Annotated in this window: 17 protein-coding genes and 1 pseudogene; 8 read left to right on the forward strand and 10 right to left on the reverse strand. The window is 72.0% G+C overall.

Annotation, left to right across the window (positions count from 1 at the left end; translation table 11 throughout):
- Positions 1-448: 448 nt before the first annotated feature.
- Both ACF062_RS05050 and ACF062_RS05055 read right to left on the reverse strand, forming a co-directional pair.
- Positions 449-1,747, reverse strand: coding sequence for a citrate synthase (locus ACF062_RS05050; protein WP_392135780.1), 1,299 nt, complete (start codon positions 1,745-1,747; stop codon positions 449-451).
- A gap of 197 nt (positions 1,748-1,944) precedes the next feature.
- Complete coding sequence (locus ACF062_RS05055) at positions 1,945-4,188, reverse strand: ATP-dependent RecD-like DNA helicase (RefSeq protein WP_392135783.1); 2,244 nt, start codon at positions 4,186-4,188, stop codon at positions 1,945-1,947.
- A gap of 311 nt (positions 4,189-4,499) precedes the next feature.
- Between ACF062_RS05055 and ACF062_RS05060 the strand changes: the two genes are divergently transcribed.
- On the forward strand, positions 4,500-4,706 hold the full coding sequence (locus tag ACF062_RS05060) for a hypothetical protein (RefSeq protein ID WP_392135785.1): 207 nt from the start codon (positions 4,500-4,502) through the stop codon (positions 4,704-4,706).
- A gap of 24 nt (positions 4,707-4,730) precedes the next feature.
- Here ACF062_RS05060 and ACF062_RS05065 read toward each other — a convergent pair whose 3' ends face one another.
- From ACF062_RS05065 to ACF062_RS05075, 3 genes are read right to left on the reverse strand one after another with little or no spacing between them, the layout of a single operon-like run.
- Complete coding sequence (locus ACF062_RS05065) at positions 4,731-5,579, reverse strand: sugar phosphate isomerase/epimerase family protein (RefSeq protein ID WP_392135788.1); 849 nt, start codon at positions 5,577-5,579, stop codon at positions 4,731-4,733.
- Entirely contained in the window at positions 5,576-6,745 is a 1,170-nt protein-coding gene (locus ACF062_RS05070) for a dihydrodipicolinate synthase family protein (RefSeq protein ID WP_392135791.1), read from the reverse strand. Before ACF062_RS05070 ends, ACF062_RS05065 begins: the two co-directional genes overlap by 4 nt.
- Positions 6,742-7,893, reverse strand: coding sequence for a Gfo/Idh/MocA family protein (locus ACF062_RS05075; RefSeq protein WP_392135794.1), 1,152 nt, complete (start codon positions 7,891-7,893; stop codon positions 6,742-6,744). The genes ACF062_RS05070 and ACF062_RS05075 overlap by 4 nt, the downstream gene beginning before the upstream one ends.
- 198 nt (positions 7,894-8,091) lie before the next feature.
- On the opposite strand from ACF062_RS05075, the gene ACF062_RS05080 reads away from it, so the two are divergent.
- Complete coding sequence (locus tag ACF062_RS05080) at positions 8,092-9,135, forward strand: LacI family DNA-binding transcriptional regulator (RefSeq protein WP_392135797.1); 1,044 nt, start codon at positions 8,092-8,094, stop codon at positions 9,133-9,135.
- Positions 9,136-9,174: 39 nt separating this feature from the next.
- Here the strand turns inward: ACF062_RS05080 and ACF062_RS05085 are convergent, their stop codons facing one another.
- On the reverse strand, positions 9,175-10,689 hold the full coding sequence (locus ACF062_RS05085) for a PLP-dependent aminotransferase family protein (protein WP_392135799.1): 1,515 nt from the start codon (positions 10,687-10,689) through the stop codon (positions 9,175-9,177).
- 28 nt (positions 10,690-10,717) lie between these two features.
- Here ACF062_RS05085 and ACF062_RS05090 point away from each other — a divergent pair, with 28 nt between their 5' ends.
- From ACF062_RS05090 to ACF062_RS05100, 3 genes and pseudogenes are all read left to right on the forward strand, one after another.
- The gene (locus tag ACF062_RS05090; RefSeq protein WP_392135802.1) at positions 10,718-11,317 is read left to right on the forward strand and encodes a LysE family translocator; all 600 of its coding nucleotides are present in this window, start codon (positions 10,718-10,720) and stop codon (positions 11,315-11,317) included.
- A gap of 13 nt (positions 11,318-11,330) precedes the next feature.
- Positions 11,331-11,888: a Uma2 family endonuclease gene (locus ACF062_RS05095; protein WP_392135805.1), complete on the forward strand. Its 558-nt coding sequence runs from the start codon at positions 11,331-11,333 to the stop codon at positions 11,886-11,888.
- Between the two features lie 49 nt (positions 11,889-11,937).
- A pseudogene (locus tag ACF062_RS05100) lies at positions 11,938-12,627 on the forward strand (sugar phosphate isomerase/epimerase family protein); the annotation flags it as partial.
- Here ACF062_RS05100 and ACF062_RS05105 read toward each other — a convergent pair.
- On the reverse strand, positions 12,605-13,597 hold the full coding sequence (locus ACF062_RS05105) for an EamA family transporter (RefSeq protein WP_392135808.1): 993 nt from the start codon (positions 13,595-13,597) through the stop codon (positions 12,605-12,607). The pseudogene ACF062_RS05100 and the gene ACF062_RS05105 overlap by 23 nt on opposite strands.
- Positions 13,598-13,687: 90 nt before the next feature.
- Between ACF062_RS05105 and ACF062_RS05110 the strand changes: the two genes are divergently transcribed.
- The 3 genes from ACF062_RS05110 to ACF062_RS05120 all read left to right on the forward strand — a co-directional run bounded on the left by ACF062_RS05110 (position 13,688) and on the right by ACF062_RS05120 (position 17,434).
- Positions 13,688-14,584: a LysR family transcriptional regulator gene (locus tag ACF062_RS05110; RefSeq protein ID WP_392135811.1), complete on the forward strand. Its 897-nt coding sequence runs from the start codon at positions 13,688-13,690 to the stop codon at positions 14,582-14,584.
- Positions 14,585-14,827: 243 nt separating this feature from the next.
- On the forward strand, positions 14,828-16,606 hold the full coding sequence (locus tag ACF062_RS05115) for a glycoside hydrolase family 3 protein (RefSeq protein ID WP_392136537.1): 1,779 nt from the start codon (positions 14,828-14,830) through the stop codon (positions 16,604-16,606).
- A 210-nt stretch (positions 16,607-16,816) separates the two neighbouring features.
- Complete coding sequence (locus ACF062_RS05120; RefSeq protein ID WP_392135814.1) at positions 16,817-17,434, forward strand: hypothetical protein; 618 nt, start codon at positions 16,817-16,819, stop codon at positions 17,432-17,434.
- Positions 17,435-17,475: 41 nt separating this feature from the next.
- Here ACF062_RS05120 and ACF062_RS05125 read toward each other — a convergent pair whose 3' ends face one another.
- The 3 genes from ACF062_RS05125 to ACF062_RS05135 all read right to left on the reverse strand — a co-directional run bounded on the left by ACF062_RS05125 (position 17,476) and on the right by ACF062_RS05135 (position 23,282).
- Positions 17,476-18,915 carry an aminopeptidase gene (locus tag ACF062_RS05125; protein ID WP_392135816.1) on the reverse strand — a complete coding sequence of 480 codons (1,440 nt, stop codon included), beginning with the start codon at positions 18,913-18,915 and terminating at the stop codon, positions 17,476-17,478.
- A gap of 117 nt (positions 18,916-19,032) precedes the next feature.
- Positions 19,033-19,440 carry a hypothetical protein gene (locus tag ACF062_RS05130; protein ID WP_392135819.1) on the reverse strand — a complete coding sequence of 136 codons (408 nt, stop codon included), beginning with the start codon at positions 19,438-19,440 and terminating at the stop codon, positions 19,033-19,035.
- 119 nt (positions 19,441-19,559) lie between these two features.
- Positions 19,560-23,282 carry an ABC transporter ATP-binding protein gene (locus ACF062_RS05135; RefSeq protein ID WP_392135822.1) on the reverse strand — a complete coding sequence of 1,241 codons (3,723 nt, stop codon included), beginning with the start codon at positions 23,280-23,282 and terminating at the stop codon, positions 19,560-19,562.
- Positions 23,283-23,345: the final 63 nt, after the last annotated feature.

A 23,345-nucleotide genomic window follows, 5' to 3' on the forward strand; every position in this document is an offset into this window, starting at 1 on the left:
TGCGCAGATCCCCATATCGGGCCTCTTGCTCATATTCGCGACATATGCAAGAGACGCAGATCACAGTGATCCGAACGTAACCATCTTGGGGGGTCGCGAGTCTAATGGGACGATGCCAGAAGATGTCTTGGGGGACGTCTTCTGACATCAGAGGACATCTTGGGGGATGTCCTTGGCATGCGTTGGCCGGGGCACGTGCGTCGGGGAGCTTTGAGCGGCCCTCCCGTCAGTACGCGTCCCGGCAGACCGCAGGGCAACCACAGACGCCCGGCCGGATCCCGTGGGGGGAATCCGCACCGGGAAAAAGGGAAGCGCCCCGACCGTCGACCCGTGGGGGGATCGACGGCGGGGCGCTTCTCGCTTTCAAGCCGCAGCTGAGGGAGCGCCCCGAAGGGGCGCGGGGAACTGCGCGACCAGCCCGATCCGGCCCGCAGTTCCCGAAAAAAGATCAGCGACCCTCGACCGGGACGAAGTCCCGCAGCACCTCGCCGGTGTAGATCTGGCGCGGGCGGCCGATGCGCGAACCCGGCTCCTTGATCATCTCGTGCCACTGCGCGATCCAGCCCGGCAGGCGGCCCAGCGCGAACAGCACGGTGAACATCTCGGTCGGGAAGCCCATGGCCCGGTAGATGAGACCCGTGTAGAAGTCCACGTTCGGGTAGAGCTTGCGCTCGACGAAGTAGTCGTCGGCCAGCGCGTGCTCCTCCAGCTTCAGCGCGATGTCGAGCAGCTCGTCGGACTTGCCGAGCGCCGAGAGGACATCGTGCGCCGCCGCCTTGATGATCTTCGCCCGGGGGTCGAAGTTCTTGTAGACGCGGTGCCCGAAGCCCATGAGCTTCACGCCGTCTTCCTTGTTCTTCACCTTGCGGATGAAGGTGTCGACGTCGCCGCCGGAGGCCTGGATGCCTTCCAGCATCTCCAGGACCGACTGGTTGGCGCCGCCGTGCAGCGGGCCCCACAGGGCCGAGATGCCGGCCGAGATCGAGGCGAACATGTTCGCCTGCGAGGAGCCGACCAGACGCACGGTGGAGGTCGAACAGTTCTGCTCGTGGTCCGCGTGCAGGATCAGCAGCTTGTCGAGCGCGGCGACGACGACCGGGTCCAGGTCGTACTCGGCGGCGGGCACCGAGAAGGTCATGCGCAGGAAGTTCTCGACGTAGCCGAGGTCGTTGCGCGGGTAGACGACCGGGTGGCCCACGGACTTCTTGTAGGCGTACGCGGCGATCGTCGGAAGCTTGGCGAGCAGGCGGATCGTCGAGAGGTGACGCTGCTTCTCGTCGAAGGGGTTGTGGCTGTCCTGGTAGAACGTCGACAGCGCGCTGACCACGGACGACAGCATGGCCATCGGGTGGGCGTCGCGCGGGAAGCCGTCGTAGAACCGCTTGACGTCCTCGTGCAGCAGGGTGTGCTGCGTGATCTCGTTCTTGAACGAGGCCAGCTCGTCGACCTTCGGCAGTTCGCCGTTGATCAGCAGGTACGCCACCTCGGTGAAGGTGGAGCGCTCGGCCAGCTGCTCGATCGGGTAGCCGCGGTACCGGAGGATGCCCTGCTCACCGTCGAGATAGGTGATGGCGGATTTATAGGCGGCGGTGTTGCCATAGCCGCTGTCCAGGGTCACCAGACCGGTCTGGGCGCGGAGCTTCCCGATGTCGAAGCCCTTGTCGCCGACGGTCGAATCGATCACCGGGTAGGTGTACTCGCCATCGCCGTACCGCAGTACTACAGCGTTGTTACCGTTCTCGCTCACGTCATCCCTCACCGACGTTGTGCCTCTTCTTCGAGGTGCCCTGACTGTCTCTACCATCCCCCATTTGGCCCTGGAGAGTGCACTCGGGGTCGACCATTGGGCCTATTGGCGGCACTCAGTGCCGCCAACCTGCTCATCCTGCCCCCTTCGCCCTGGTTCCGGAAGTGCTGTGTGACGTTTCCGACTCGTTTGATCGATCAAAACGTCACGGGGGTCTCTCCACGGCGCCCCGAGAGCCTGAAATCCAGTGCCGTGCAACGTCTGCCCGCGGAGACCGTGCGTACGGCCTGACCCAGAGCTTTGCGCGAACCGACGAGGACCACCAGCTTCTTGGCGCGTGTCACGGCGGTGTAGAGCAAGTTGCGCTGCAGCATCATCCAGGCGCCCGTGGTGACCGGGATCACCACGGCCGGGTACTCGCTGCCCTGGGAGCGGTGGATCGTCACGGCGTACGCGTGGGCCAGCTCGTCCAGTTCGTCGAAGTCGTAGGGGACTTCCTCGTCCTCGTCGGTCAGGACGGTGAGCCGCTGCTCGTCGGGGTCGAGGGCGGTGACGACGCCCACCGTGCCGTTGAAGACGCCGTTCTGGCCCTTCTCGTAGTTGTTGCGGATCTGGGTGACCTTGTCGCCGACGCGGAAGACCCGGCCGCCGAACCGCTTCTCCGGCAGGCCGGGGCGGGCGGGGGTGATGGCCTGCTGGAGGAGCCCGTTGAGGTTTCCGGCGCCCGCGGGGCCGCGGTGCATGGGCGCGAGGACCTGGACGTCACGGCGCGGGTCGAGGCCGAACTTGCGGGGGATGCGGTGGGCGGCGACGTCCACCGTGAGGCGGCCCGCGTCCTCCGTCTCCTCCTCGACGAAGAGGAAGAAGTCCTTCATGCCCTGGGTGAGGGGCGGCAGGCCGGAGTTGATGCGGTGGGCGTTGGTGACCACGCCCGACTCCTGGGCCTGCCGGAAGATGCGGGTGAGGCGGACGGCGGGGACCGGGCTGCCCTCGCTGAGCATGTCCCGCAGGACCTCCCCCGCGCCCACGCTCGGCAGCTGGTCCACGTCGCCCACGAAGAGCAGATGGGCGCCGGGCGGTACGGCCTTCACCAGCTTGTTGGCCAGCAGCAGGTCGAGCATCGAGGCCTCGTCGACCACGACCAGGTCGGCGTCGAGCGGCCGCTCCTTGTCGTACGCCGCGTCGCCTCCGGGCCTCAGTTCGAGCAGGCGGTGGACCGTAGAGGCCTCGGCGCCGGTCAGTTCGGCGAGGCGTTTGGCCGCGCGGCCGGTGGGGGCGGCGAGGACGACCTTGGCCTTCTTGGCGCGGGCCAGCTCGACGATGGAGCGGACCGTGAAGGACTTGCCGCAGCCCGGTCCGCCGGTCAGGACGGCGACCTTCCGGGTGAGCGCGAGCCGCACCGCCGCTTCCTGCTCGGGGGCGAGCGTGGCCCCGGTGCGGTCCGCGAGCCAGCCGAGCGCCTTGTCCCAGGCGACGTCCCCGAAGGCGGGCATGCGGTCCTCGGGGGTCTTCAGGAGGCGCGATATCTGTCCGGCCAGGGACAGTTCGGCGCGATGGAAGGGGACGAGGTAGACGGCGGTGATGTCGTCGCCGCCGTCCGGTCCGGGGACGGTCTCGCGGACGACCCCCTCCTCCTCCCCGGCCAGCTCGGCGAGGCAGTCGATGACCAGGCCGGTGTCGACCTGGAGCAGCTTCACCGCGTCGGCGATGAGGCGCTCCTCGGGGAGGTAGCAGTTGCCCTGGTCGGTGGATTGCGAAAGGGCGTACTGGAGACCGGCCTTGACGCGCTCCGGGCTGTCGTGCGGGATGCCGACGGCCTGGGCGATGCGGTCGGCGGTGAGGAAGCCGATGCCCCAGACGTCGGCGGCGAGGCGGTACGGCTCGTTCTTCACCACGGAGATCGACGCGTCGCCGTATTTCTTGTAGATGCGCACGGCGATGGAGGTGGAGACACCCACTCCCTGGAGGAAGACCATGACCTCCTTGATGGCCTTCTGCTCCTCCCAGGCGGCGGCGATCATCTTCGTCCGCTTGGGGCCGAGGCCGGGCACTTCCACGAGCCGCTTCGGCTCGGTCTCGATGATGTCGAGGGTGTCCACGCCGAAGTGGGTGGTGATCCGGTCGGCCATCACGGGGCCGATGCCCTTGATGAGGCCGGAGCCGAGATAGCGGCGGATGCCCTGGATGGTGGCGGGCAGCACCGTCGTGTAGTTCTCGACGGTGAACTGCTTGCCGTACTGCGGGTGGGAGCCCCAGCGGCCCTGCATCCGCAGGGACTCGCCGACCTGGGCGCCGAGCAGCGAACCGACGACGGTGAGCAGGTCGCCGGCGCCGCGGCCGGTGTCGACGCGCGCGACCGTGTACCCGGTCTCCTCATTGGCGTACGTGATGCGTTCGAGGACGCCCTCGACCACTGCCGTCGCTACAGCTGGACTCGACATGATCCGACGCTACCGCCCGGCACCGACAGCGCGGACACCTTGGTGGGCAAACCGACGACTGGACAACTGTCGAGGGGGCCCGGTCTTTCGACCGGGCCCCCTCGATCCCTCCCCCATGTGCCAGAAGCCCCCCGGATTCCCCCCGGAATCCCCCCGGATTTCCCCCTCGGAAAGTCCTGACGCCAAGTACGACACGCGTCGTGCCCGAAGGGTTGCACGGCGTTGCCGAGGAATTTCCGTGGCCGGCTTCCGTGACCGGCCTCCGGGTGCCGACGCGCGGGGGTGGACGTAGCGTTGGCCCAGGAGTGTCGATGTCCGGTCGGCCCCTGGAGCCTCGAGAGCCTGGAGAGATGATGTTCGGTGTCGTCACGAAGATGAGCAGGCCGGTGGCCAAGGCGATCTCCAAGAAGACCGGCATCCCCGTGCAGACCGTCACACGCGGCATCGAGATGCTCGCCCCGGTCGTGATCGCGGTGGTCTCCAAGAAGGCGGCGCGCAGGAAGGGCGGCAAGGGGTAGCGGCCGGAGAGTGCCGGGGGTTGTTCACGCGTGCGCGCGGAAGCGCTCCGCCGTCTCCCGCAGCACCTCTCCCCCGTCCCGCGCCCACAGCGCCTCGTTGAAGATCTCGACCTCGATCGGGCCGGCGTACCCGGCGGCCTCCACGAGCGCCCGGAAGGCCTTGAAGTCGACGCTGCCCTCGCCCAGCTGCCCCCGGCCGAGCAGCACGCCCGCGGGCAACGGCGTGATCCAGTCCGCCAGTTGGAAGGCGTGCAGCCGGCCGCCCCGCCCGGCGCGCGCGATCTGCGCGGGCGCCTGGTCGTCCCACCAGACGTGGTAGGTGTCCACCACCACGCCGACCTGGCGCGCGGGGAAGCGCTCTGCGAGGTCGAGCGCCTGGCCCAGCGTGGAGACCACGCAGCGGTCGGCGGCGAACATCGGGTGCAGCGGTTCGATGGCCAGGCGTACGCCCCGCTCCTCGGCGTGGGGCGCGAGGACCGTGAGGGCGTCCGCGACGCGCTCCCGCGCCCCGGCCAGGTCACGACTGCCGGGCGGCAGTCCGCCCGAGACGAGGACCAGCGTGTCCGTGCCGAGGGCCGCCGCCTCGTCGATCGCCGCGCGGTTGTCGTCCAGGGCACGCGCGCGTGCCGCCTGATCGGTGTCCGTGAGGAAGCCGCCCCGGCACAGGCTGGTGACGGCGAGCCCCGCGTCGCGCATGAGGCGGGCGGTGCGCTCGACCCCGTACTCCTGGACCGGCGCGCGCCACAGGCCGACGGCGGTGATGCCCTCCTTGGCACAGCCCTCGGCGAGTTCGGGCAGGGAGAGCTGCTTGACGGTCTCCTGGTTGACGCTCAGGCGGGACAGCGGCGATGCGTTCGGCGGCACGGTGCTCATTGCGTCACTCCATGGACGGCCAGCAGCGAGCGCATCCGGGACGCCGCCAGGGTGGGGTCGGGGAACAGGCCGAGAGTGTCGGCCAGTTCGTAGGCGCGGGCGAGGTGCGGGAGCGAGCGGGCCGACTGGAGGCCGCCCACCATCGTGAAGTGTGTCTGGTGGCCGGCCAGCCAGGCGAGGAACACCACGCCGGTCTTGTAGTAGCGCGTGGGGCTCTGGAAGAGGTGGCGGGAGAGCTCGACGGTGGGATCGAGGAGGGCGCGGAAGGCCTTCACGTCGCCCGTGTCGAGGACCCGCACCGCCGCGGCGGCGAGCGGCCCGAGCGGGTCGAAGATGCCGAGCAGCGCGTGGCTGAAGCCGTGGTCATCGCCCGCGATCAGCTCGGGGTAGTGGAAGTCGTCGCCGGTGTAGCAGCGCACGCCCTGCGGGAGGCGGCGGCGCAGGGCGACCTCGCGGTCCGCGTCCAGGAGCGAGATCTTGATGCCGTCGACCTTGTCCGGGTGGGCGGCGATGACCTCCAGGAAGGTGTCGGTCGCCGCGTCCAGGTCGGCCGAGCCCCAGTAGCCCGCCAGGGCGGGATCGAACATGGGGCCGAGCCAGTGCAGGATCACCGGCTCGCTCGCCTGGCGCAGGAGGTGGCCGTACGTCTCGGCGTAGTCGTCCGGTGAGGCGGCAGTGGCGGCGAGGGCACGCGACGCCATCAGGATCGCCTGGGCGCCGGCCGCCTCGACGAGGGCGAGCTGCTCCTCGTACGCCTCTCTGACCTGGGTCAGCGTCGCGGGCAGGGTCAGCTGGTCGGTGCCGACTCCGCACGCGATGCGGCCGCCGACCGCCTTCGCCTCCGCGGCCGAGCGGCGGATGAGCTCGGCGGCGCCCGCCCAGTCCAGGCCCATGCCGCGCTGGGCGGTGTCCATGGCCTCGGCGACGCCCAGGCCGTGCGACCACAGGTGGCGGCGGAAGGCGAGCGTGGCGTCCCAGTCGACGGCGGCGGGGCCGTCCGGGGAGACGTCCGCGAGGGGGTCGGCGACGACGTGGGCCGCGGAGAAGACGGTGCGGGAGGTGAAGGGTGGGCCGTCGGCGGCGAAACGGAGGGCCTCGTCGCGTGGGGTGTACGCGCGCGTGCCGCCTCCCCCGGCCGGCAGCAGCACCTGGCGGGGCCGGGTCACAGCTCGATCTCCGGCACGTCGAGGCGGCGGCCCTCGGCGGAGGACTTCAGGCCGAGCTCCGCGAGCTGCACGCCGCGCGCGCCCGCGAGGAGGTCCCAGTGGTAGGGCGCGCCGGCGTAGACGTGCCTGAGGAACAGCTCCCACTGCGTCTTGAAGCCGTTGTCGAACTCGCCGTTGTCCGGGACCTCCTGCCACTGGTCGCGGAAGGAGTGGGTGGCGGGCAGGTCGGGGTTCCAGACCGGCTTCGGTGTCGCCCCGCGGTGCTGGACGCGGCAGTTGCGCAGCCCCGCGACGGCCGAGCCCTCGGTGCCGTCGACCTGGAACTCCACCAGCTCGTCGCGGTTGACGCGCACCGCCCAGGAGGAGTTGATCTGCGCGATCACGCCGCCGTCCAGCTCGAAGACGCCGTACGCGGCGTCGTCGGCGGTGGCGTCGTAGGGCTTGTCGCGCTCGTCCCAGCGCTGCGGGATGTGCGTGGCGGTCAGCGCCTGGACGGTGCGGACGCGGCCGAACAGCTCGTGCAGGACGTACTCCCAGTGCGGGAACATGTCGACGACGATGCCGCCGCCGTCCTCGGCGCGGTAGTTCCAGGAGGGGCGCTGGGCGCTCTGCCAGTCGCCCTCGAAGACCCAGTAGCCGAACTCGCCGCGCACGGAGAGGATGCGGCCGAAGAAGCCGCCGTCGATGAGTCGCTTCAGCTTGAGCAGGCCCGGCAGGAAGAGCTTGTCCTGGACGACGCCGTGCTTGACACCGGCCTCCCTGGCCAGGCGGGCGAGGCCGAGGGCGGCGTCCAGGCCGGTGGCGGTCGGCTTCTCGGTGTAGATGTGCTTGCCCGCGGCGATGGCCTTCTTGAGGGCGTCCTCGCGGGCGGAGGTGACCTGCGCGTCGAAGTAGATGTCGACGGCCGGGTCGGCGAGGACCGCGTCGAGATCGGTCGAGAAATGCTCCAGGCCGTGCCGCTCGGCGAGCGCGCGCAGCGCGTGTTCCCTGCGGCCCACCAGGACCGGCTCGGGCCACAGCACCGTGCCGTCGCCGAGGTCGAGGCCGCCCTGTTCGCGGAGGGCGAGGATCGAGCGGACGAGGTGCTGGCGGTGGCCCATGCGTCCGGTGACGCCGTTCATGGCGATGCGCACCGTCTTGCGTGTCACGAAAGTCCCTCCGTAAGCGGGTGGCGAGCGCTTGTCGGCGTGCACCGGCATGCGTGCACCGCATGCGTGCGTCGGGTGCGTGCGTCGGGTGCGTGTACCGCGTGCGTAGCAAGCGCTTTCTATCTACGGAGAAGCTAGCCTGCCGCACAAGGTTCGGACAAGGGCGCCGGGCCGGTGCAGAGACCGGAGGACGACGAGATGACCGTGACCTTGGCGGACGTGGCGGCGCGCGCGCAGGTCTCCCCCGCGACCGTCTCCCGCGTGCTGAACGGCAACTACCCCGTGGCCGCCGCCACCCGTGAGCGGGTGCTGCGGGCCGTGGACGACCTCGACTACGTCCTGAACGGCCCCGCGAGTGCGCTCGCCGCGGCCACCAGCGACCTGGTCGGCATCCTCGTCAACGACATCGCCGACCCCTTCTTCGGAATCATGGCGGGCGCCGTGCAGTCCGAGATCGGCGGGCCCGGCGGCCGTGCGGGCGGGGAGCGGATGGCGGTGGTCTGCAACACCGGCGGCTCCCCGGAGCGCGAGCTGACCTACCTCACGCTCCTCCAGCGGCAGCGCGCCGCCGCGGTGATCCTCACCGGCGGTGCCATCGAGGACGCCGAGCACGCCGCCGCCATCGCCGGGAAGCTGCGGCGCCTCGCGGAGGCGGGCACCCGGGTGGTGCTGTGCGGGCGGCCGCCCTCGCCGGACACCGACGCGGTGGCGCTCACCTTCGACAACCGCGGCGGCGGCCGGCAGCTCACCGAGCACCTGCTGAACCTCGGCCACCGGCGCGTCGGCTACATCGCGGGCCCGCGGGAGCGCACCACCACGCGCCACCGCCTGGAGGGCCACCGGGCGGCGCTGGCCGCGCACGGCGTCGAGGACGACCCCGCGCTCACCGTGCACGGCCCCTACGACCGGCGCTCGGGGTACGACGCCACGGACGAACTCCTGCGCCGCGCCCCGGACCTGACGGCCGTCGTCGCCGCCAACGACACGGTGGCGCTCGGCGCGTGCGCCGCGCTGCGGGACAAGGGGCTGCGGATCCCCGACGACGTCTCGGTGGCGGGCTTCGACGACCTGCCGTTCAGCGTCGACGCCGTGCCCGCGCTCACGACGGTACGGCTGCCGCTGCACGAGGCGGGCGCGCGGGCGGGCCGCATCGCCATGGGCAAGGAGGAGCCGCCGCCGGGCGGTGTGGCGACGGTGCACGGGGAGCTGATGGTGCGGGGGTCCACGGCGGGGCCGCGGTAGGGCGCGGCCGCTCACACCGGCGGGTAGGGGCCCGGCCCCTCACACCAACCCGCCGATCACCCGCACGCCCTCCGTGATCTGTGTCGGGCTGCCGGCCGCGTAGCCGAGGACCAGGCCCGGCGGGTGCGGGAGTTGGGTGTGCCACGACAGGGGGTGGACCTTGACGCCGTGGGCGAGGGCGGCGGCGGCGAGGGCGGCGTCGGAGCCCGGGGATGTCTGCTCGCCGAGGGTGATCATCAGGTGCAGCCCGGCCGCCGCGCCGTGCACGACCGCTCCCGGCAGATGCGTGCGGATCGCCTCGATCATCGCGTCCCTGCGCCTGCGGTGGTGCCTGCGGATGAGCCGCAGATGGCGTTCCAGGTCGCCGGATTCCATGAGGTGGGCGAGGACGAGCTGCGGCAGGGCCGCGTTGCCGAGGTCGACCAGGCGCTTGGCGTCCACCAACGCGGCCCGGTGGACGGGCGGCGCGAGCAGCCAGCCCAGGCGCAGGGCGGGCGCGAGAAGCTTCGAGACGCTGCCCGCGTAAGCGACGTGCTCGGGGAGGCGGGCGCGCAGGGCGGGGACGGCGGGGCGGTCGTAGCGGTGCTCGGCGTCGTAGTCGTCCTCGATGACGAGACCGCCCTCGCGCGCCCAGTCCGTCAACTCGCGCCGCCGCTCGCCGCCGAGCACCACGCCGGTGGGGAACTGGTGGGCGGGCGTGAGGAGTACGGCGGAGGCTCCGGTGGCGCGCAGCGCGTCGACGCGGACGCCGTGGGCGTCGACCGGGACGGGCGGGGTGCGCAGGGGCCGCAGATGCTGGCGCACGCCGAGTGATCCCGGCTCCTCGACCGCGACGCCCGTGATCCCCTCGGCGCGCAGTACGTCGACGAGCAGCCGCAGGGCCTGGGCGGTGCCGTTGACGATCATCACGTCGTCCGGGTCGGCGACGATCCCGCGGTTCCGGGAGAGCCAGCGCGCGACGGCGGTACGCAGGGCCGGGGTGCCGCGCGGATCCCCGTACCCGAAGTCGGAGGGGGTCAGCCCGGCGAGCACGGCGCGTTCGGCGCGCAGCCAGGCCGCGCGCGGGAAGGCGGCGAGGTCGGGGAGGCCCGGGGTGAGGTCGACGCGGGCGGGCACGGCGCGCAGGGCGTCGAAGACGCCGAGGTCGGGCGGGGCGGTGAAGAGGCCGGGGCGGCTCGCGGGAGCCCTTGTGCCGCGGCCGTGCCGGGAGGGGGGCCGGGGTGGTGACGGCACGGCGAGGACGACCGTGCCGCCCCGGCCCCGTCCTGCGACGTGCCCGTCCTCGGTGAGCCGCCGGTAGGCCTCGGTGACGACGCCGCGCGAGACGCCGAGCTCGGCGGCGAGGGTGCGGGTGGCGGGGAGCCTGGCGCCGGTGGGGAGGCGGCCGTCCGCGATGGCGTCCCTGATCCGCCGCGCCAGCCAGTCGCCGCGGCCGCCCCTCGGGGCCTCGCGGGGGTCGAGCTGGAGGAAGTCGGAGGAGGAGCGAGCGTGCCCGGTGTCCGCGCCGCCCGTTGTTATGGACCGGTCGGAAGAAGATCCATTGGACCTGTTCATGGAGCCATTGTGGCGACAGGGTCAAGGCATGGAATTTCTCCTCACCTCCCTCGTCGTCTGTGTGACGCCCGGCACGGGTGTCCTGTTCACGATCGCGGCGGGGCTCTCGCGCGGCACGCGGGCCGCGATGGTCGCGGCCGTCGGCTGCACGCTGGGCGTCGTCCCGCACATGGTGGCCGCGATCACCGGCCTCGCGGCCCTGCTGAACGCCAGCGCGGTCGCCTTCCAGACCCTCAAGTACCTGGGCGTGGCCTACCTCTTGTACATGGCGTGGAGCACACTGCGGGACAAGAGCGAGCTGACCGCCGAACGTGAGAGCGAGCCGCGCTCGGCGGGCCGCACGATCCTGACGGGCGTACTGATCAACATCCTCAACCCGAAGCTGACGCTGTTCTTCTTCGCGTTCCTGCCGCAGTTCGTGAGCACCGACGAGCCGTACGCGTTCCTGCGGATGACGGAGCTGAGCGCGTACTTCATGCTGATCACGTTCGCGGTCTTCGTGGCGTACGGCCGCTTCGCGGCGGCGATGCGCAGCCACGTGATCTCCCGCCCCCGGGTGGTGAGCTGGATGCGCCGGACCTTCGCGGCGGCGTTCGCGGCGCTGGGGGCGCGGCTGGCGTTCCTCTGAGACAGTCGGGGGCATGGATGCACCCAGCGCTTGGGACGTACTGGACGGCGTGACGCTCCCCCGCGGCTACCGTGTCGAGATCACCGCCGGGAGAATCATCATGGCCCCGCGAGACGAGTATCGGTGGAAGGTCGTCCTCCGGACCGCCCCCCAGATCAAGCAACAACTTGCCGCCCGCGGTGACATCCTCTCGGATGTCATGATCGACTTCCCGTCCAGTCAGTACGGCTACGCGCCCGACCTGGCGGTCATCGCGCCGGGAGCGGAGCGCAACAGCCGTGGCCGCTTCGAGTGGCACAGCCTCGAGGCGGTGCTCGAAGTCGTCTCGAAGAGCAGCCGGGACAACGACTTCGACAAGAAGGTCCGCCTGTATGCGGAATGCGGTATCCCGGTGTACGTAGTGATCGACCCCGAGGCCGGGGCCTGTACCGTCCACCGCCGCCCCACCCGGACAGGGGCGTACGAGGACGAGACGGAGGTCCCGTTCGGCGCGGAGCTCGTCCTGCCGCTCGCCGGGCGGGAAATCACTGTCAAGACGGAGGGTTTCCCGAAGGCCGGTGACCTCGACTGAGGGGGCCGGGGTTGACCGCAGCCACATGGCCGCCCCTACTGTCGGGACCATGAAATTCGCTTTCTCCACCCTCGGCGTGCCCGGTCTGCCCGTCCCCGATGTGCTGCGGCTCGCCACCGAGTACGGCTATCAGGGCGTCGAACTGCGCGCGCACCCCGAGGAGCCGGTGCACCCCGGGCTCGGGCTCGTCGAGCGGACCGACGTGGCCGCCGAGTTCAAGGCGGCCGGCGTCGAGATCCTCACCGTCGCGGGGTACGCGCGCGTGGCGGCGCCCGGTGACGACGAACCCGTCCTCGACGAGCTGAACTCCCTCGTCGGGCTCGCCCGTGACCTCGGCGCCCCCTTCGTCCGCGTCTTCCCCGGCGGCGGCACCGACCAGGGCGAGGCCGAGGCCGACGCGACGGCCGCGAGGCGGCTCGGCACCGCCGCGCGGTACGCCGCCGACGCCGGCGTACGCATCCTCGTCGAGACCCACGACTCGCACCGCACCGGCGCCGACGTCACCCGCGTCCTCGGCACGGTCGGGCACCGCCAGGTCGGCGCCCTGTGGGACGTGATGCACACCTGGCTCGGCGGCGAGTCCCCCGCCGACACCTTCGCCGCGCTCTCCCCCTACCTCGGCTACGTCCAGGTGAAGGACATCGCCTCGGCGGACGACACGACGCCGCTCGCGCTCGGCGCCGGGGCCCTGCCGCTCGCCGAGTGCGTGGACGTGCTCAGCGCGGAGGGCTGGGACGGCTGGCTGTGCTGGGAGTACGAGAAGCGGTGGTACGAGCAGGCGCCGCCGCTGGCTCAACTCCTCGGCCCGGGCCGTGACTTCCTGTCACGCCTCGTGTCCCGCTCCGGCTGACACCGCCCCCCTTCGAGAACGAGGTCAGCGCGACGCCGCCCACCAGCAGGGCGGCCGCGCACCACCTCAGGGCGCTCACCGACTCGCCGAGCACCAGGGCCGCGCCGGACATCCCGAAGACCGGGACGAGCAGGGAGTACGGGGCGACGGTGGACGCCGGGTGGCGGCGCAGCAGGTAGCCCCAGGCGCCGAAGCCGAAGACGGTGGTGATCCAGGCGACGTAGACGATGATGCCCGCGCCCTGCCAGTCGAGGGAGCGCAGCGCCTCCAGGTCCCTCGACGGCCCCTCCCAGAGCAACGAGAGCCCGAGCAGCGGCAGTACGGGAACGGTGCTCACCCACACCATGAAGTTCAGGGCGTCGGACGGGGACGCCTTGCGGGTCAGGACGTTGGAGACGCCCCAGCAGGCCGCGGCGCCGATCAGCAGCGCGAACGCGGTGAGCGGCCCCGTCTCCCCCTCGTCCACGGCGGCGACCGCGATGCCCGCGAGGGCGATCACCATGCCCGTCACGCGGACCCGGCCCGGTCGTTCGCCGAGCGCCACGAAGGCGAAGAGTGCGGTGAAGACCGCCTGGCTCTGGAGCACCAGGGACGACAGGCCCGCGGGCATTCCCGCGTCCATGCCGATGAAGAGCAGCCCGAACTTGGCCACGCCGAGGACCAGTCCGACCCCGACCAGCCACTTCCACGCCACCTTCGGCCGCCCCACGAAGAAGACCGCGGGCAGCGCCGCCACCAGGAAGCGCAGGGCGGAGAAGAGCAGCGGCGGGAAGTGGTCGAGCCCCACTTCGATCACGACGAAGTTGACGCCCCAGACGGCGGCGACGAGGACGGCCAGACAGACATGTGCGGGTCGCATGCGTCGAGGATCACCCGACGCCACCGTGTAGGACCAGCACGGATCTCTGCATGATTGGATGAAGCAGCACTGAACGATCCCGGAGGCCCCGTGCTTGATCTCGCCCGGCTCCGCGCCCTGCACGCCGTCTCCGTGCACGGCACCGTGGGCGCCGCCGCCACCGCGCTCGGCTACACCCCGTCCGCCGTCTCGCAGCAGATAGCGAAGCTGGAGAGGGAGACGCGCACCATCCTTCTGGAGCGCCGCGGCAGGGGCGTCGCGCTCACCGAGGAGGCGCTCCATCTCGCGGAGACGGCCCGGCAGTTGATGGCCATCATGGAGCGCGCCGAGACCGAGCTCGAAGAGCGGCGCGGGGTGCCGGCGGGGCGCCTGACCATCGCGGCGTTCGCCTCGGCGGCGCGCGGGCTGCTGCCGGGGGCGCTCGCGGACCTCGCCCGGCGCCATCCGGCGCTCGACGCCCGCATGTCGGAGATCGACCCGCATCTCTCGATCGACCTGGTCGCCAAGGGCGCGGTCGACGTGGCCGTCGTCCACGACTGGGACATCGCTCCCCTGCCGACTCCACCCGGCGTCGAACAGGCGGTCATCGGCGACGACTTCTGCGACCTCGTCGTCCCGGAGGGGCACCGGCTGGCGGGGCGTACGTCGGTGCGGCGCGAGGAGTTGAAGGACGAACGCTGGATCACCCAGCCGCCGGGGCTCGTCTGCCACGAGTGGCTGGTGCGGACCCTGCGGGAGGCCGGCTGCGAGCCCGACATCGCCCACCAGGCGGAGGAGAACCCGACGCTGGTCGCGCTCGTCGCGGCGGGGCTCGGCATCGCGCTCGTGCCGCGGCTGGGGCGCGGCCCGATCCCGGACGGCGCGGTCACCGTCCGCCTCGATCCGGTCCCGGTGCGGCGGCTGTACGCGCTGTGGCGCGCGGGGGCCGCGCGGCGGCCCGCCATCACGGAGACGGTACGGGTGCTGCGGGCGCGCTGGGCGGAGTGACGGTGCCCTGCGGCTTCGGGTACCGCAAGGGCCTCTCCCACCCACCCGCCCGACACTCGGCAGCCGAACCATCCCGAAGAGCCCACCGCCGAGCCCGCCCCTCCTTGACCGGCGGAAATCCTCGGGATATCCGTGAACCCCCGAAACTTTCCTCCGGCCCCACCAGGAGCACCCGTGCCCCAGCCCGACGACGGTCCCGACGACGGCCCCGACGACGACCGGCTCCTCGGCCTGATCTCCAAGATGTCCCTGGAGGAGAAGGTCGGCCAGCTCTTCGTGATGCACGTGTACGGGCACACGGCCACCGACCCCGACCAGAGCGACGTCGACACCAACCTCAAGGAACTCGGCGTCCGCGACGCCGCCGAACTCATCGCCCGCTACCGCCTCGGCGGCGTCATCTACTTCGGCTGGGCCCACAACACCCGCTCCCCGCACCAGATCGCCGCACTCTCCCGCGGCATCCAGGAGGCCGCGGCGAAGGCCCTGCCCTCCGGCGTCCCCGTACTGATCTCCGTGGACCAGGAGCACGGCGCCGTGGCCCGCGTCGGCGCCCCCGCGACGCTGCTGCCGGGCGCGATGGCCCTCGGCGCCTCCGGTTCCCACGAGCACGCGCGCGAGGCGGCCCGGATCGCGGGCGCCGAGCTGCGCGCCCTCGGCATCCGCCAGGACCACGCCCCGGACGCCGACGTGAACGTCGACCCCGCCAACCCCGTCATCGGCGTACGCTCCTTCGGCGCCGATCCCGAAGCCGTCGCAGGCTTCGTGGCCGCCCAGATCGAGGGCTACCGGAGCGCGGGCATCGCGACCGCGGCCAAGCACTTCCCCGGGCACGGCGACACCACCGACGACAGCCACACCGAGCTGCCGTACATCCACCACACCCGCGAGGAGTGGGACCGCTTCGACGCCCCGCCCTTCCGGGCGGCGGTCGCCGCGGGCGTGGACTCCGTGATGACCGCGCACATCGTGGTGCCCGCCCTGGACCCGTCGGGCGATCCGGCGACGCTCTCGTACCCCGTCGTGACGGGCATCCTGCGTGAGGAGTTCGGCTACGACGGCGTGGTCGCCACCGACTCGCTGGCGATGCGCGGGGTCCGCACGAAGTACGGCGACGACCGCGTGGCCGTGCTCGCGCTGAAGGCGGGCGTGGACCAGCTGCTCAACCCGCCGCGGCCGCAGGTCGCGTGGGACGCGGTGCTCCAAGCCGTCAGGGACGGCGAGCTGACGGAGGAACGCGTCGAGGAATCGGTCCTGCGCGTCCTGCGCATGAAGGCGCGGGTCGGGCTGCTGCCCGAGGACGGCACCGCACCCGAGGAGATCACGGCGGCCGCGGTGGACGCCGTGGTGGGCGCCCCAGCCCATCTCGCCGCCGCCGACCGCATCGCGGAGGCCACGACGACGCTGCTGGAGAACGACGGGGGCCTGCTTCCCCTCTCGCCCCGTACGCACCGCGACGTCCTGGTGGTCGGCGCCGACCCGCGTTCGCCGTCCGGCACGACCGGCCCGCCGACCACGGTCCTCGCGGACGCCCTGACCGGCCTCGGCTTCAGGGCCACGGCCCTGTCCACGGGCACCGCCCCGGACGCCACGGCGGTGGAGAAGGCCGTGACGGCGGCCCGGGGCAAGCACGCGGTCCTCGTCGCCACGTACAACGTCGCGACGCACGCCACCACGGCGCGGGACAACACCCAGGCCGCGAACGCCGCCCTGGACGGGAGCCCCGCCACCGCGCAGGACCCGGCGGCGGCCGAGGACGGCCAGATCGCCCTGGTGGCCGCGCTCAAGGCCACCGGCCTGCCCGTGATCACCCTCGCCGTCCGCAACCCCTACGACGTGGCCCGGCTGCCCACCGTCGACGCCGCGCTCGCCGCGTACTGCTGGACGGACGTCGAACTGCGCGCCGCCGCCCGGGTCATCGCGGGCCGCGCCGCCCCGCGCGGCCGGCTGCCGGTGCCGGTGCGGCGGGCGGACGACCCGGCGCAGGTGCTGTACCCGATCGGCCACGGGCTGACGTATTGAGGCGTACGCCGCGCCACCGGCGCACCACCGCCCGCTGCCCCAAAGCGCCCCGTGCGGCTGGCGCGGCCCCCCGCGCCGGGCCACGCTGGGGACACGCCACGCCGGGGGCGGACCGCGCCGGGGCACACGTCGGGGGGACGAGTGAGGGCACATGTCGGGGGACGAGCCATGCCTGCCCACGGCACTGCACGGCGGCGGCCGCGTGTGGCCATGAGGGTGCTCGCCGCGCCGCTGCTCGCCGTCGCGGTGGCGCTGGCCGGGGTGACGGGGTGCCAGAAGTCGGACGGTCCCGCGTCGGGCCGCGCCGACGACAAGACGCCCGTGGCCTCGCGCCCGACCGGTTCCGGCGCGGTGTTCCTCGCGGTCGGCGAGTGTAGTTCGCGGGGGCGCGAGACGTTCACGGAGGTGCCGTGCGCCAGTGAGCGGGCGGCGGCGCGGGTCGTCGCCCGGCACGACGTGCGGGCCGGGCAGCGCCCCTCCTGCCCGGCCCGCACGGACTTCGTGCTGCACATCAGCGAGAGCAGGCCCGCCGTCGACGAGGACGGCGACGGCACCGTCCCGCGCGGCCACGCCTGCATGCGGAACCTCGAACCCCCGCACCCCGGTGACCCCGGCGAGGGCGGCGGGCCGCGGACCGTCGTCGGGGACTGCGTGTACGGCGCGGGGCGCGGCGAGGTGCGGGAGACGGCCTGCGACGGCTCCGGGAAGCGGCGGCCGGAGTATCGCGTGACGGCGACGGTGCGGAACAGGGCGGCGTGCGGGGCCTCGACCGCCCTTTACGTGACGCTGGGCGGGACGCGTCCCGTGGGGTGCGCCGTGCGGGTGTAGCGCACCGCTCCAGTGCGCCACACCCGAGGGGGCCGGCGGGCCTATGGCCGCAGCGTCTGCTCCTTCTTCACGTCCCGCCGGTCGAGCTTCGCGTCGTACGGGGCCAGCGGCTTGCCCGAGGCCGACGCGACCCCGGCCCACGCCTGGATGCGCTGCGTGGCCTTCGCCTTCTCGCTCGGGACGAGCTGCGAGACGGTCGCCCCGTGGTTCGCGCCGGGCGCGGTGAACACGTGACTGTCGTGCTCGGCGCCCCGCGCGGGACGGAACTTCTCGGCGCCGTACGGGTCGTACTCTCCGTAGACGTACATCATCCGGTGGGCGTTGTGCCGCACCCACGTGTCGATGTCCCGCATCGCGTGCGGCCTGAACCGCATCGGGATGTCGCGCGGCACGAAGTTGCGGGGCGGCTGATAGCCGTAGCGGCTCAGGTCGCCGAGCCAGGGCTGGCGGATGGTGGGTGCGCCGAGTTCGGTGCCCGCCTGGTAGTAGTACGGCGTGTAGGGCGTGAGGCCCTTGTCGGTGTAGGAGGACCAGCCGCCCACCGAGTCGACGTAGTCGAAGAGCGCCTGGTCGGTCATGGCGGCCGCGTCGGGGATGGTGCCGCAGGCGGTGGCCGCGGGCTGATACTGCCAGAAGCCCCAGACCAGGTCCATGACGACAGCCTCGAACGCCTTGTCCAGCGTGCCGACGGTCTTGAAGGTGTGGCCCTCGGCCTCCGCGTAGGCGGCGAGCTTGCGCGACAGCGGCTCCCTGCGGACCATCGCCTCGCGCTGCACGGCCTGGATCCGCTCGCGGCACTCCTTGGTGCCGACGTTCGCGAGGAACTCGTCGTAGGCGGAGTCCTCCTTGTCGACGACGTCGTTGGGCGCGACGTAGGAGACGATGCCGGCCATGTCGCGCGGGTAGAAGCGCTCGTAGTACGTGGCGGTCATGCCGCCCTTGGAGATGCCGGTGGCCAGCCACTTCTTGCCGTAGATGGGCTTGAGCGCCCGGTAGATGCGGTGCTGGTCGGTGGCCGCCTGCCAGATGTCGAGCTTCGACCAGTCGGCCGGCTCGGGGCGCGAGGGCGTGAAGAAGCGGTACTCCATGGAGATCTGGTTGCCGTCCACGATCTGCGTCGGCTCACGGCGGCTGGGGTTCGTGGAGACGCTGTAGCCGCTGGTGTAGTAGACGGTCGGGCGGCTGGTGTCCTTGTGCAGGACCGTCAGGCGCTGCTTGAACGTGCCCTTGGACGGGCGGCGGTGGTCCACCGGCTGGGTGTAGTTCAGGACGAAGAAGCGGTAGCCGGGATAGGGCTTCTCCTCGATCAGGCTCATGCCGGGTATGGCGAGCAGCCTGTCCTTGATGTCCGTGGTCTCGGTGGTGACCGGTTCCGCGGCCGGTTCCGCGGCCGTGGCCGCCCCGGTCGTCGTCGCTCCGGCCGCGCCCACCGTGCCTATCAGCACCACGAGCGACAGCACCCATCTGAGCACCTTGCGCATGCACCCTCCCCTGTCGACACAGCGATGTCCCGGAACCTAACGGAGCAACTGGCTCCACACCAGGGGGAGTTATGCGACGACAGCGGATGACGGGGAGTTATCCGACGGCAGCGGACGTCAGCAGAGGATCCAGCCCGAACTGACCCCGCGCCCGGAGACCGTCCCCGTCACGCGCACGCACCGGTGGCCCGCGTGGACCGTCACCGGGCCCGCGCGGCGGGTGTAGCGCCCCTTGTCGCGCACGGGGCGGCCACCACGCGCCTGGACGCTGACGGACATGGCCTTGCGGGCGCCGGGGCGCTTGGCGACGGTCACGGCACAGACGTAACCGCGGGTCTTGAAGACCTCGACCCTGCCCGTGCTGAAGGGCAGCGTCCGCACCTTGTGCCCGACGCACGGGCCCGCGAGGGCGTGGGCGGTGCCGACGCCGGGGCCTGCGAGGGCGAGCAGGACGGAGGCGGCGAGCCCGGCGGCGCCGAGCGTCAGCCGCCGTCGTATCCGGCCACGGCCGCGACCACTGCTCACGGAGTCCCCTCCCGCCACTTCGGCATCACGTACTGATGTACGGACGCAGCCCACCGCCCCTGTGGTTGCGGAGACCCCCGGCTTTTCTGCGCTTTCCCGTGCGGTGCGCCCCCGCGTGTTCAGACCGCCTGCACCGGCTCGCCCACGAACGTCCGCCACAGCTCGGCGTACCGCCCGCCTCGCGCGAGCAGTTCCTCGTGCGTGCCGTCCTCCGCGACGCGCCCCTGGTCCATGACGACGACGCGGTCGGCGCGGGCGGCGGTGGTCAGGCGGTGCGCGACGACCAGCGTGGTGCGCCTGCCCGCGATGCGGTCGGTGGCCTGGTTGACCTGCGCCTCGGTGGCGAGGTCGAGGGCGGCGGTGGCCTCGTCCAGGAGCAGGATGTCGGGGTCGACCAGTTCGGCGCGGGCCAGCGCGATGAGCTGGCGCTGACCGGCGGAGAGGTTGCGGCCGCGCTCGGAGACCTCGTGGAGGTAACCGCCGTCCAGGGTGGCGATCATGTCGTGCGCGCCGACCGCGCGGGCGGCGGCCTCGACCTCGGCGTCCGTGGCGTCGGGCCGCCCGTAGGCGATGGCGTCGCGGACGGTGCCCTCGAACAGGTACGCCTCCTGCGGCACGACCCCGAGACGGTGGCGGTACGCGGTCAGGTCCAGGGAGCGCAGATCGGTGCCGTCGACGGTGACCCGCCCGCTCGTGGGGTCGTAGAAGCGGGCGACGAGCTTGACCAGCGTCGACTTGCCGGCGCCGGTCTCGCCGACGAAGGCGACGGTCTGTCCGGCGGGAATCCGCAGCCGCACGTCGGTAAGGGCCTCCTCCTCGCCGTTGTACGCGAACCGCACGTCTTCGAAGGCGATCTCGCCGCGCAGCGACAGCACGTCCAGCGGCTCGTCGGCGGCCTTGGTCGACGTCGGCTCCCGGAGCAGCTCTTGGATGCGGCCGAGCGAGACGGTGGCCTGCTGATAGCCGTCGAAGACCTGGGAGAGCTGCTGGACGGGCGCGAAGAACAGGTCGATGTAGAGGAGGTAGGCGACGAGTGCGCCGGTGGTCAGCGTGCCCGCCTGGACCCGGCCCGCCCCCACGATGAGGACGGCGACGACGGCGACGGACGACAGGAACTGCACGAACGGGAAGTACACGGAGATCAGCCACTGGCCGCGGATGCGGGCCCGGCGGTAGCTGTCGCTGTTGCGGACGAACCGCTCGGCACCGGAGCGCTCACGCCGGAAGGCCTGCACGATGCGCAGCCCGGCGACGGACTCCTGGAGGTCGGCGTTGACGACGGAGACGCGCTCGCGGGCCAGTTCGTACGCCTTCACGCTGGACTTGCGGAAGAAGTACGTGCCGACGATCAGCAGCGGCAGGGTCGCGAAGACGACGAGGGCGAGTTCCACGTCGATGACGAGCAGGGCGGCCATGATGCCGAAGAAGGTGACGACGGAGACGAAGGCGGTGACGAGGCCGGTCTGGAGGAACGTGGACAGGGCGTCCACATCGGTCGTCATCCGGGTCATGATGCGCCCGGTCAGCTCCCGCTCGTAGTAGTCGAGCCCGAGCCGCTGGAGCTGCGCGAAGATCTTGAGCCGCAGCGAGTACAGGACCCGCTCGCCCGTACGTCCGGTCATCCGCATCTCGCCCGTCTGCGCCACCCACTGCACGGCGACGGCGGCGAGCGCGAGCCCTGCGGCCGCCCAGACGGCGCCCAGCGCCAGCTGGTTGACGCCCTCGTCGATGCCGTGCCGGATCAGGACGGGCAGCAGCAGGCCCATGCCCGCGTCGACGGCGACGAGCAGCAGGCTCAGCAGGAGCGGCAGCCCGAAGCCGCCCAGCAGCCTGCGCAGGCCGTACGACTCCTCGGGGCGCACGGCACGCGCCTCGTCGATGCCGGGCTTGTCGTCCGCCGGGGGCAGCGCCTCGACCTGGGCGAGCAGCTCGGGCGTGGACGGCATCCCGGAGAGCGCCGGGTCCTTGGCGGAACCGGCCTCGCGGTCGCCGCTCCACAGGGCGGGCGTGATGCCGCGCTCGGCGTCGAACTCGGCGTCCAGCTCGTCTCGTACGGAGGTGTCCTCGGGCAGGTCCGCCGGGCGGGCGTGGCCGGGCGAGACGCCGCCCAGCTCGTCGGGGTCGGTGAGCAGACGCCGGTAGAGGGCGGAGCGCTCCTGAAGTTCCTCGTGGGTGCCGACGTCGGCGAGGCGTCCGTCGTCGAGGACGGCGATGCGGTCGGCGAGGTTCAGGGTGGAGCGGCGGTGGGCGATGAGCAGCGTCGTGCGGCCCGCCATGACGCCGCGCAGCGCCTCGTGGATCTCGTGCTCCACGCGCGCGTCCACCGCCGACGTGGCGTCGTCGAGGACGAGCAGGCGGGGGTCGGTGAGGATGGCGCGGGCGAGCGCGATGCGCTGGCGCTGGCCGCCGGAGAGGGTGAGGCCCTGCTCGCCGACCGTGGTGTCGTACCCGTCGGGCAGTTCGGAGATGAACCGGTCGGCCTGGGCGGCGCGCGCGGCGGCCTCGATCTGCTCCTGCGTGGCGTCGGGATGGCCGTACGCGATGTTGGCGCGGACCGTGTCGGAGAAGAGGAAGGAGTCCTCGGGCACCAGCCCGATGGCGGAGCGCAGGGAGTCGAGCGTCAGCTCGCGCACGTCGTGCCCGCCGATGAGGACGGCGCCGTGCGTCACGTCGTAGAAGCGGGGCAGCAGCAGCGACACGGTCGACTTGCCGCTGCCGGAGGAGCCGACGACGGCGAGGGTCTCGCCGGGGGCTATGCGGAAGGTGAGCCCGCTGAGGACGGGACGGTCGTCCTCGTACGCGAAGCCCACGTCGTCGAACTCGACGGTGGCGGGAGCGTCGGCGGGCAGTTCCTTGGTGCCGTCGCTCATGCTCGGTTCGGTGTCGATGAGCTCAAGGACGCGCTCGACGCCCGCGCGGGCCTGCTGCCCGACGGTGAGGACCATGGCGAGCATCCGCACCGGGCCGACGAGCTGCGCGAGGTAGGTGGAGAAGGCGACGAACGTGCCGAGCGTGATCTCGCCGCGCACGGCCAGCCAGCCGCCGAGGGCCAGCATGGCGACCTGGCCGAGCATGGGGACGGCCTGGAGGGCGGGGGTGTAGCGGGAGTTGAGGCGGATGGTCCGCATCCGCCCCGCGAAGAGCTTGCGCCCGACCTCGCGGAGCTTCCCGGTCTCCTGGTCCTCCTGCCCGAAGCCCTTCACCACGCGTACGCCGCTGACGGCGCCGTCGACCACTCCGGCGACGGCGGCGGCCTGGGCCTGCGCGTACCAGGTGGCGGGGTGCAGCCGGGAGCGGGAACGGCGGGCGATGAACCACAGGGCGGGGGCGACGGCGAGCGCGACGAGGGTGAGCGGCAGCGAGAGCCAGGCCATGATGCCCAGGGAGATCACGAAGAGCAGGATGTTGCCGATGGTCATCGGCAACATGAAGAGCAGGCCCTGGATGAGCTGGAGGTCGCTGGTCGCGCGGCCGACGACCTGCCCGGTGGACAGCTCGTCCTGGCGCCGTCCGTCGAGCCGGGTGATCGTCCCGTACATCTCGGTGCGCAGGTCGTGCTGGACGTCGAGGGCGAGGCGGCCGCCGTAGTAGCGGCGGATGTAGGTGAAGACGTAGACGAGGACGGCGGCGCCGATCAGGGCCCCCGCCCAGGGGCCCATGGAGCTGCCGCCGCCCTTGCCGTCCTCCCCGATGACGTCATCGATGATCACCTTGGTGATCAGGGGTACGACGGCCATGACGGCCATGCCGGCGAGCGAGGAGCCGAGCGCGAGCACGACGTCCTTCGGATACCGCCAGGCGTATCCGGTGAGCCGCCGTGCCCATCCCCGTTGCTCTGTCACTCAGTGCCTCCCGGTCGTCCGTACTGCCGGAAGGCACCAACGCCGCGACGAGCCGATTTCATC

The organism is Streptomyces sp. NPDC015345, assembly GCF_043078805.1.
Taxonomy (GTDB): Bacteria; Actinomycetota; Actinomycetes; order Streptomycetales; family Streptomycetaceae; genus Streptomyces.